At 44.6% G+C, this 8,988-nt stretch carries 7 protein-coding genes and 1 pseudogene; 3 read left to right on the plus strand and 5 right to left on the minus strand.

Annotation, left to right across the window (positions count from 1 at the left end):
- Positions 1-86: 86 nt before the first annotated feature.
- The 4 genes from VNZ46_RS24500 to VNZ46_RS24515 all read right to left on the minus strand — a co-directional run bounded on the left by VNZ46_RS24500 (position 87) and on the right by VNZ46_RS24515 (position 3,780).
- Positions 87-728, minus strand: a complete 642-nt coding sequence (locus VNZ46_RS24500; RefSeq protein ID WP_325563535.1) for an NAD(P)H-dependent oxidoreductase — start codon at positions 726-728, stop codon at positions 87-89.
- 99 nt (positions 729-827) lie between these two features.
- Complete coding sequence (locus VNZ46_RS24505; protein ID WP_325563537.1) at positions 828-2,000, minus strand: glycoside hydrolase 100 family protein; 1,173 nt, start codon at positions 1,998-2,000, stop codon at positions 828-830.
- An 11-nt stretch (positions 2,001-2,011) separates the two neighbouring features.
- Positions 2,012-3,154: a glycosyltransferase family 4 protein gene (locus VNZ46_RS24510; RefSeq protein ID WP_325563539.1), complete on the minus strand. Its 1,143-nt coding sequence runs from the start codon at positions 3,152-3,154 to the stop codon at positions 2,012-2,014.
- Positions 3,151-3,780, minus strand: a complete 630-nt coding sequence (locus tag VNZ46_RS24515) for a PIG-L deacetylase family protein (RefSeq protein ID WP_325563541.1) — start codon at positions 3,778-3,780, stop codon at positions 3,151-3,153. Before VNZ46_RS24515 ends, VNZ46_RS24510 begins: the two co-directional genes overlap by 4 nt.
- Before the next feature lie 186 nt (positions 3,781-3,966).
- On the opposite strand from VNZ46_RS24515, the gene VNZ46_RS24520 reads away from it, so the two are divergent.
- A complete protein-coding gene (locus VNZ46_RS24520) occupies positions 3,967-4,788 on the plus strand; it encodes an ATP-binding protein (RefSeq protein ID WP_325563543.1) in 822 nt (273 codons plus the stop codon).
- A 3-nt stretch (positions 4,789-4,791) separates the two neighbouring features.
- On the opposite strand, the gene VNZ46_RS24525 is transcribed toward VNZ46_RS24520, so the two are convergent.
- On the minus strand, positions 4,792-6,240 hold the full coding sequence (locus VNZ46_RS24525; protein WP_325563545.1) for an APC family permease: 1,449 nt from the start codon (positions 6,238-6,240) through the stop codon (positions 4,792-4,794).
- 201 nt (positions 6,241-6,441) lie between these two features.
- Between VNZ46_RS24525 and VNZ46_RS24530 the strand changes: the two genes are divergently transcribed.
- Together VNZ46_RS24530 and VNZ46_RS24535 are read left to right on the plus strand one after the other, a co-directional pair.
- The gene (locus tag VNZ46_RS24530; RefSeq protein WP_325563547.1) at positions 6,442-8,643 is read left to right on the plus strand and encodes a sodium-translocating pyrophosphatase; all 2,202 of its coding nucleotides are present in this window, start codon (positions 6,442-6,444) and stop codon (positions 8,641-8,643) included.
- 153 nt (positions 8,644-8,796) lie between these two features.
- Positions 8,797-8,988, plus strand: a pseudogene (locus tag VNZ46_RS24535) (amino acid transporter); the annotation flags it as partial.

Genomic DNA, 8,988 nt, shown 5'->3' on the forward strand with positions numbered 1-8,988 from the left:
ATTGCAAACAGGCCGTCTCACTTTTCGAACCGGCAACCAATTCCAGCAGCAGTTCTTTCATCGCTGCAGATTGCCCGGTTTTACTTTTAATAATTGCTGTTAAGAATACGCTCATGATGTCCTATAGGTTGATTGACAAAAAATTCTTCTAAGTGTGCTTTATATCTTTTCAGATCATTCACAATATCCGGATTCTTTTCCACATCGTGAAAATGAATGCCTTCCAGGGCTTTCATACCTGTAAAGGCATTCATACGGTGAAAACCAAACAGGATGCTGTCGTCTACCGACCTTTCATTGAAAAACTCTCCGGGTAAAGTAAAGGCTGTGGCTGGTGCATTCCAGGAAGAGGTAACCATATATTTCCGTCCATGTAAGGTACCTCCAGTACCATAGTTAACAGCTGGATTCATCGAATTTCTTCCGTCACTATTGTAGATGCCTTTTTGATGCCCTGCTGTGAAAACAACATCAATGTACTTTTTCAAAGCGTGAGGTACCTGGAACCACCATATCGGTGTATGATAAATAACAACGTCTGCCCAGACATAGTTTTCAACTTCCTGTGCAGGATCATATTCTTCATTGACATCAGTTGACCGGACTTCAAATTCAGGCCGACTGCTAAAAAATTCTACCGTAGTATCTAATAAAGTCTTGTTAAAGCGTCCACCAGAATGACCAAACTTCTGTCCGCCATTGATTACAAAGATTTTTTTTATGTCCATTTTATTTTCTTTCTGATTTATGGACACAAAGTTACACCGCATCAAGCTACTATTATAATAGTATAAATCATAGCATTCTATTATAATTATGATAGCATCTTAATAACTTCTGATCTCATTAAAGAAAGGTGTGCGCTTTTCCTCCACACAAGTCGCTGCATAAAGATAAAGTGCTGCGGACCAGGTTTGCCAGTCTTGCCCTTTAGGTAAGCCGTCCTGGGCTTTATACCATTCATTAAATCCATATTTAAGGCTTTTATTGACTGGTTGCTTGATGAGCATGGTTAAGGCATAGAGTTTTTTACGTGCCAGTTCAAATTTACCTGCGGCTACCAGTGCAGCGATATAAAACCCTGAAATAAAGGGCCAGATGCCACCATTATGATAATTTCCAGGCAGATTAAAGTCTGCGTACCGGGGAATCCAGTCGGGATCTTTGGGAAGGATGAAGGGAAAGAAATTTGGCGTTACATCTGCTGACAGATCGCCGCTGTCTTTCATTTCGCCGCAGGCACCTTCTATCCAGGAGATCATTTCTTTTGCCCGGCTTAGCGGCGCCAGGCCGGATAAAATGGCGATGCTGTTGCCCAGCAGATCAAATCTCGCACTGCTATAGACCTTATATGACCATAGGGCATAATAGGGTTTGCTTTTCACCATGAAACCTTCGTGCACGTGGTGGTGGTGTACGGGGCCTTCTATGGTAAAGTGTTTCATATCCCGGCACAGGTTTGCGGCGCGTTCTTCTTGCCCAAGCATTTTTAGATAGCTGTAGGTAAGTGTATTTACAAACAGGCCATAACCAAGTACCCATTGTTCATCCCTCCAGTCGCTGGTGGGTTGCTGGGCAACGAGATATTGATCTGAGGGGCATTGATATTCCATCCAGGTCAGGGATTTTTGCACCGCCTCTTCTAAAAAATTCTTTTCTCCTGTTAGTTTTCTGAAAATGGCTGTGGCCATCAGGAATAGCGGAGTGGTATCACTTGCACCACGATCTTCTGCATCATGAACCAGGGAAGGGATATGTCCTCTCAAAGATTGATTGGAAGCCAGCACCAGGAGGGTTTTCCGCATGCTTTCCAGAAGCAAAGCATTTCCAGAGACACCTATCCCCAGAATGGAGATCATCAAATCCCGTGTATAGGGTTCCGGATAGCCCCAGGCGGCTGTACGCGGCAGGCCCATAAAGGGGCCTTTTGCATTATTGATCAAAACCTCAGTTGCAGCTTGCTTTGCCGCTTTCACTTCTTCTAAAAAATCTTTTTCCATAATGATCTGAGTTAATAAATACCTAATCTTTCATTGATGAGCGCGATAAATTTAGAAGCTACCACTCTGTAATCGAAATGTTGTACCACTCTTTTACGTCCCGCCTCTCCCATCGATTGCCTGAGGTTTTCATTCAGCAGGAGTTTTATCAGTCCGTCGCGTATATCTGAAACATTTGCCCGGTAGTCTACTGTTCTGGGTACATCAAAAATGACCTTCCGGTTTTCTTCAAACCCGGACTCTGGCCCCAGAGTGGTTTCATGGAGCACAATTCTTTCGCCTACTTCAGCCAGAAAAGCTGTCTCTCCGTGTACCAGTGTATCCAGCATCCCCATAGCGTGAATGCCAATGACGGGTTTTCCGCAGGCGCCTGCCTCTACCTGGAGCATGCCAAAACCTTCCAGGCGGGACGGGGCCGCGTAAATATCGCAGGCCGCCAGCAAGTAGGGGGCGAACTGACGGGACATTATATTAGTTACGTATTTCACTTTGGTGCCTATTCCAAGCTCATCGGCAAGCTGGAGGTCATAACTATTCTGTAGTTCGGTACGTGGCTGGGGCCACACTTTGCAAAGATATTTCCAACTGGGAACGGGTGTCTGAATTTCTGCCAGTGCCTGCATAACCTCACGTCCTCCTTTTGAAGCAGCATCCCCGCCAATGGTCAGGATCAACAGTTCATCGGGGGAAATACCAAGCGCTGCCTTTGCCGCCAGTACTTTTGGATCTGTTTTTAACCGGGGTTTAAAGGCTTCGGTATCGCAACCTACTGGCAGCACCAGAATATTTTCAGCACGAATGCCATCCCTGACATACATTTCTTTTACCCAGTTAGAGGTAACTAGGATCAGCGGCAGGGCATTAAGAACCTCCTGATAGTTCGCAATATACCCATCTGCAACGAGCCAGGGCACAGCCAGCATACCGTGCTTTTGCGGATGGAGTATAATTTTTGGCGTATGCCCCCAATAACCTATACCGACCACAACATCTGGTTTAAACCAATGGTAATACCATTCTTTTTCCAGTTCAGATTCAAAGTGCACGGCATGTACTTCAATATTTAACTCTTTCAGTCCGCGGTATAAAAGCTCTCCCTGGGTAGCAAGACCACTGGGCGAGGCCGGATAATCATATAACAAAAGTATTTTCATTTTCTTTCAGTAGGATTGAGCCGGCTTAATGCAGCTGTATGTGCGGTGAATTCCCAGAAAGCTTCGGCTTTTGGTGTAGCCTGTGCTTCCCAGCTGTAAGGGTTAAAACCATATATCCGGGTCATAATGTCGTATTTACGCTGCCAGATTTCTTCCGGAAGTTGGTGATACAATTCTGCTGCTTTGATGGCCTGCGGTGCATAGGTACGGTGCCCGTCTTCATAAGCAAAAGTCCACAACGCTTTGGAAGAGATTCTTTCTTGTGTCCAGAGCTGCAAAACTGCCCGGCTGGTTTCCTCATGCCGGAGGTGTCTGGTGTATTCCCCATTTAAATCGTGGGTAATGATCAGATCGAAAAACCGCTCAGGCAATAGCTCCAGAATGCGCTGTTCTACATCTTCCTCCGCAAGGGGAAATTGTTCCGGGCCATCTTCCATATCACCCATTATTCCTGAAACACCCAGAGCATCCATTACTTTATAGAATTTAGGTGCCCTGTCCTCATCGTATTTTCTGGACAAACAGGCCACAAACCAATCCCACTCCGGATGACTTAATATCAGGCCTCCGGCCCACAGGGTTTCATCATCTGGATGCGCTACGATCAATGCCACTTTTTTTATCATGTCATTTTATTAATCTCCTGTGAATGAAACCCTTTAAAGTCGAAATTGTTTATCCTGGCATGCGATTTATAATTCAGGTATAGAGAATATAACATTTAGCCAAATCCGCTGAGTAGTTTAAAGCAGGATTTTTTCTTCTTTCCCTGAAATTCAGCTACCTTTAAACAAAGACCTTTACTAAAGAAAATGAAATTATATCTCAGCCTGGCAGCCTTGTTCTGTCTTTCTTTACCTCTGAAAGCCCAGCACCGCCTTGTTAAACTCTGGGAAACAGATAGTGTTGTCAATCTTCCTGAATCTGTTTTGCCGGATACCAAGGCTAAAATTCTGTACACTTCTATTATGGGAAACAATCCGAACGATAAAGACGGTATTGGTGGGGTAGCAAAGATAGGCCTGAATGGAAAAATACTAGATCACAACTGGATACAGGGCCTAAATGCACCCAAGGGATTGGCGCGTTATGGAAATACCCTCTATGCAGCAGATTTGACCGATGTGGTGGTGATCGATATAGCTAAAGGAAAAGTACTCCGTAAGATCCCGATCGAGAACACTAAATTTCTAAACGACATTACAGTGAACAGCAAAGGCATAGTATATGTATCTGATTCCCGCACCAAAAGAATCTATGCGATCCGAAATGATATACCTGAATTATACCTGGACAGCATTGCTGGTGTAAACGGCCTAAAAGCGATTGGCGATGACCTCTACATTGTTGGTGGTAAAAACATTTTAAAAGCAGATGCACATAAACATCTAACCAAAATTGCAGAACTGCCTTATGGTGGAGACGGACTTGAACCTATCGGAAACGGCGATTTCTTATTTACAGCCTGGGGAGGTTACGTATATTATGTATATGCCGACGGCCGGCACGAGCTTTTACTGGACACGCATGGAGAAAAGAAAAATACAGCCGACCTGGGTTATGATCCTGTAAAGCGGATTTTGTACATCCCAACTTTCTGGAAAAAAAGCGTGATGGCCTACCAGCTTAAATAAAAACTAAGCCTCTTCCTTGGCTCTGGTCATATAATACACCGGAATGCCCAGCAGCATAATCAGTACGCCCCAGCCACAGGTATTGGTCTTATAAATAAGCAAGGCAATACAAAGTGCAGAAGCAACGATGATATACAGAAAAGGTAAAACCGGGTAACCGAAGGCTTTATAAGGCCGTTCCGCATCGGGCATTTTTTTACGTAAAATAAAGATACCGTAGATGGTCAGGATATAGAAGATCAGTACAATGATCACAACAAAATCCAGCAGATCTCCATATTTCCCCGTTAAACATAAAGCTGATGCCCAGATACCCTGTACCCAAAGTGCCCAGCCTGGCACATCACTGCCATTCAGCTTGGCTGCATTTTTAAAGAATAGCCCGTCCTTGGCCATTGTATAGTAGACCCTTGCCCCGGCCATAATGAGCCCATTGTTACAGGCGAAGGTGGAGATCATGATCATCACTGCGATAATGATGGTTCCTGCTTGTCCAAAAATATGTTGTGCAGCCACTACCGCAACACGATCTGATTTCGCTGTCGTAATTTCATCCAGCGGCAATACCGCTACATACATTACATTGGCCAGGATATAAATGATGCTGACAATAAGGGTTCCAAGGAACAGACTTAATCCAACATTCCGCTCCGGCCGTTTAATTTCGCCTGCGATAAAGGTTACACCGGCCCAGGCATCACTAGAGAAAAGAGAGCCCACCATGGCGGCTGAAATGCCGGAAAGCAATAAAGTTCCGCTAATATTGGTCCATTGCAGTGTGTCCAGGCTAAAAGAACGGGTTGACCAGGCATTGGTCCAGTTGGCATTCCAGACTTCTGCTTTAGCACCGATTGTAAAACCAAAAACAATCAATCCGAACAGAGAAAGAATTTTAACAATTGTAAGTATGGTTTGCAGGATTTTACTGTTTTTTACGCCGCGGCTGTTCAAATAAGTTAATAATACGATTGTGATGATGGAAACGAGCTGGGCGGCACTGATCGAAAAATGTTCCGGGATACCTTTGTCGCTTACCCCGGTCTGAATTTGCCATAGGATGTTATTTTCACTAAAAGGCTCATATAAATAGGCAGTAAATTTAGAAAAGGCCACACCTACCGCAGCAATAGTTCCGGTTTGAATCACTCCGAAAAGACTCCAGCCATATAAAAAAGCAATGAGCTTATTATAGGCTTCTTTGAGGTAAACATACTGCCCTCCTGCTTTGGGAAACATGGCACTCAGCTCTCCATAGCTTACCGCAGCGGTCATTGTGATCAAAGCTGTAGCTACCCAGATCAGGATCAACCACCCGGCCGAACCGACTTGCCTGGCAATATCGGCACTCACAATAAAAATTCCTGATCCGATCATGGAGCCTACAACGAGCATGGTTCCATCGAGCAGTCCTAGTTCTCTTTTAAAAGAATGCCCCTGTGTGTCTTTTTCCATTGGTTTGGTTTTGGTTGGTTTGGTTTTCCTGTTGGTCTGCACTAAGATATTTAAAAAATTGAATAATAAAACACCTGGATTAAACAGCGGATTAAAAATTTGCGAATGTGGGAAACACTTTTATTTTTGTATATATTAGCTAGAGCCAAGCGGGCTGATTACCAAACGCATATCATCAATCTAACCAAATACAAATAATTTATGGAGTTTCTACAAAACAATCTTATTTACATGATACCAGTTTTCGGACTGGTAGGAATCCTGGTTATGGCCATCCAAAGTGCCTGGGTAAGCAAACAGGACGCAGGAGATGCGACGATGACCGAACTTGCCGGCCACATTGCCGACGGTGCCATGGCCTTTTTAAAGGCGGAATGGAAAGTACTGACCTATTTTGTAATTATTGCCGGTGCCCTGCTGGCCTGGTCTGGAACAATGACCGGCAGTCCTGAGGCCCCTATTCATTCCAGCCCGGTCATTGCGGTTGCCTTTTTAATTGGTGCAGTATTTTCGGCTTTTGCAGGTTATCTGGGTATGCGTATTGCAACAAAGGCGAATGTGAGGACGACCCAGGCGGCACGAACCAGCCTGGCCAAGGCCCTGAAAGTATCTTTTACCGGTGGGACCGTAATGGGCTTCGGTGTTGCAGGCTTAGCTATTTTTGGTCTTGGGGGCCTATTTATTGTTTTGTATACCAGTTTTGTACCTGCAGGGAGCCTGGCTTCTGGCGTAGATATGAAAAAAACCATTGAAGTACTTGCCGGTTTTTCTTTAGGTGCAGAGAGTATAGCTCTTTTTGCCCGGGTAGGCGGCGGAATCTATACCAAGGCCGCCGACGTTGGTGCCGATCTGGTGGGTAAAGTAGAAGCCGGAATTCCGGAAGATGATGTGAGGAACCCGGCAACTATTGCAGATAACGTGGGCGATAATGTGGGGGATGTTGCCGGTATGGGCGCCGATCTTTTTGGCTCTTATGTGGCCACTATCCTGGCCACTATGGTTTTGGGACAGGAAATCAAATCAGAAGATCAGTTTGGAGGTATGGCCCCCATTCTGTTGCCCATGTTGATTGCCGGTCTGGGATTGATCTTTTCTATAGTTTCTTCCTGGTTTGTAAAAATCAGCAAAGAAACCGATAGCGTTCAAAATGCTTTAAACATTGGAAACTGGCTGTCTATTCTTTTAACAGCTGTTGCAGCCTATTTTGCCGTGCATTGGATGCTGCCTGAACATATGTCCATCCGGGGTTTTGAGTTTACTTCGTCCGCAGTATATTATTCTATCCTGGTAGGCCTGGTGGTTGGAACACTGATGAGTTTGATCACAGAATACTATACCGCTATGGGAAAACGTCCTGTGCAATCCATCATTAATCAGTCTTCTACCGGTCACGCCACGAATATCATCGGAGGTTTGTCTGTGGGTATGGAGTCTACAGTATTGCCTATTCTTGTATTGGCCTCTGGAATTTACGGTTCTTATTATTTTGCAGGATTCTACGGTGTAGCGATTGCCGCAGCAGGAATGATGGCGACAACGGCTATGCAGCTGGCGATTGATGCTTTTGGACCGATAGCAGATAATGCAGGTGGTATTGCGGAAATGAGTGGCCTGCCTAAAGAGGTACGCGAGCGTACAGACAATCTGGATGCGGTAGGAAATACAACTGCTGCAACAGGAAAAGGCTTTGCTATCGCTTCTGCAGCTTTAACTTCCCTGGCCTTATTCGCAGCCTTTGCCGGGATTTCGGGAATCACTTCTATTGATATTTATAAAGCCAATGTACTTGCTGGCCTGTTTGTAGGGGGCATGATCCCCTTTATATTTTCTTCACTTTGTATTTCTGCGGTTGGCCGCGCAGCCATGGCCATGGTACAGGAAGTAAGAAGGCAGTTTAAGGAAATTCCAGGCATTATGGAATACAAAGCCAAGCCGGAATACGAAAAATGTGTAGCCATTTCCACCAATGCTTCTATACGGGAGATGATGCTGCCGGGTGCTATTGCCATCGTTGTTCCTTTAATTGTTGGTTTCATTTTTGGGCCAGAAGTTTTAGGTGGATTGCTGGCTGGAGTTACAGTATCCGGTGTACTCATGGGTATCTTTCAATCTAATGCCGGAGGTGCCTGGGACAATGCGAAGAAATCTTTTGAAAAAGGGGCAATGATCAATGGCACTATGCAATATAAAGGATCAGATGCACATAAAGCTTCTGTAACCGGTGATACTGTTGGAGATCCTTTTAAGGATACCTCCGGCCCTTCCATGAATATCCTGATCAAGTTGATGTCTATTGTATCCCTGATCATTGCTCCGCATATCGCAGTAGGTACAGGAAGTAATGCCCAGGCCAAACTGATCAAGAAAACGGAGATGGTAAAAACAATTCATATAAAACCTTAGCGGTCGTTTAAACCATTATCATTGTTACCATTAAAAGGGATTTTCAGATGAAAATCCCTTTTCTTTTTAGAGTTTTTTAACTAGGTTTGGAACGGATATAATTTTACATTCAACCTACATTCATAAAAACCTAAACTAACTACAAACTAAAATATGCTATTTAAAAAATCTATTCCACAACTATTGGCCGAAGCGAATGAGAGTGGAGAGGGCACGTTAAAGCGTTCCCTGTCCAGCTTTAATCTGGTGGCCCTGGGTGTTGGGGCTATTATTGGTGCGGGGCTTTTTTCCCTTACCGGTATTGCAGCGGCAGACAATGCCGGGCCTGCTGTTATCCTTTCCTTC

The organism is Pedobacter sp., from assembly GCF_035566355.1.
In the GTDB taxonomy this organism is placed as follows: Bacteria; Bacteroidota; Bacteroidia; order Sphingobacteriales; family Sphingobacteriaceae; genus Pedobacter.

Coding starts and splice junctions, on each gene's coding strand:
- VNZ46_RS24510 (WP_325563539.1), bottom strand. CDS start 3,154: ATGAAAATACTTTTGTTATATGATTATCCGGCCTCGCCCAGTGGTCTT.
- VNZ46_RS24525 (WP_325563545.1), bottom strand. CDS start 6,240: ATGGAAAAAGACACACAGGGGCATTCTTTTAAAAGAGAACTAGGACTG.
- VNZ46_RS24505 (WP_325563537.1), bottom strand. CDS start 2,000: ATGGAAAAAGATTTTTTAGAAGAAGTGAAAGCGGCAAAGCAAGCTGCA.
- VNZ46_RS24530 (WP_325563547.1), top strand. CDS start 6,442: ATGGAGTTTCTACAAAACAATCTTATTTACATGATACCAGTTTTCGGA.
- VNZ46_RS24515 (WP_325563541.1), bottom strand. CDS start 3,780: ATGATAAAAAAAGTGGCATTGATCGTAGCGCATCCAGATGATGAAACC.
- VNZ46_RS24500 (WP_325563535.1), bottom strand. CDS start 728: ATGGACATAAAAAAAATCTTTGTAATCAATGGCGGACAGAAGTTTGGT.
- VNZ46_RS24520 (WP_325563543.1), top strand. CDS start 3,967: ATGAAATTATATCTCAGCCTGGCAGCCTTGTTCTGTCTTTCTTTACCT.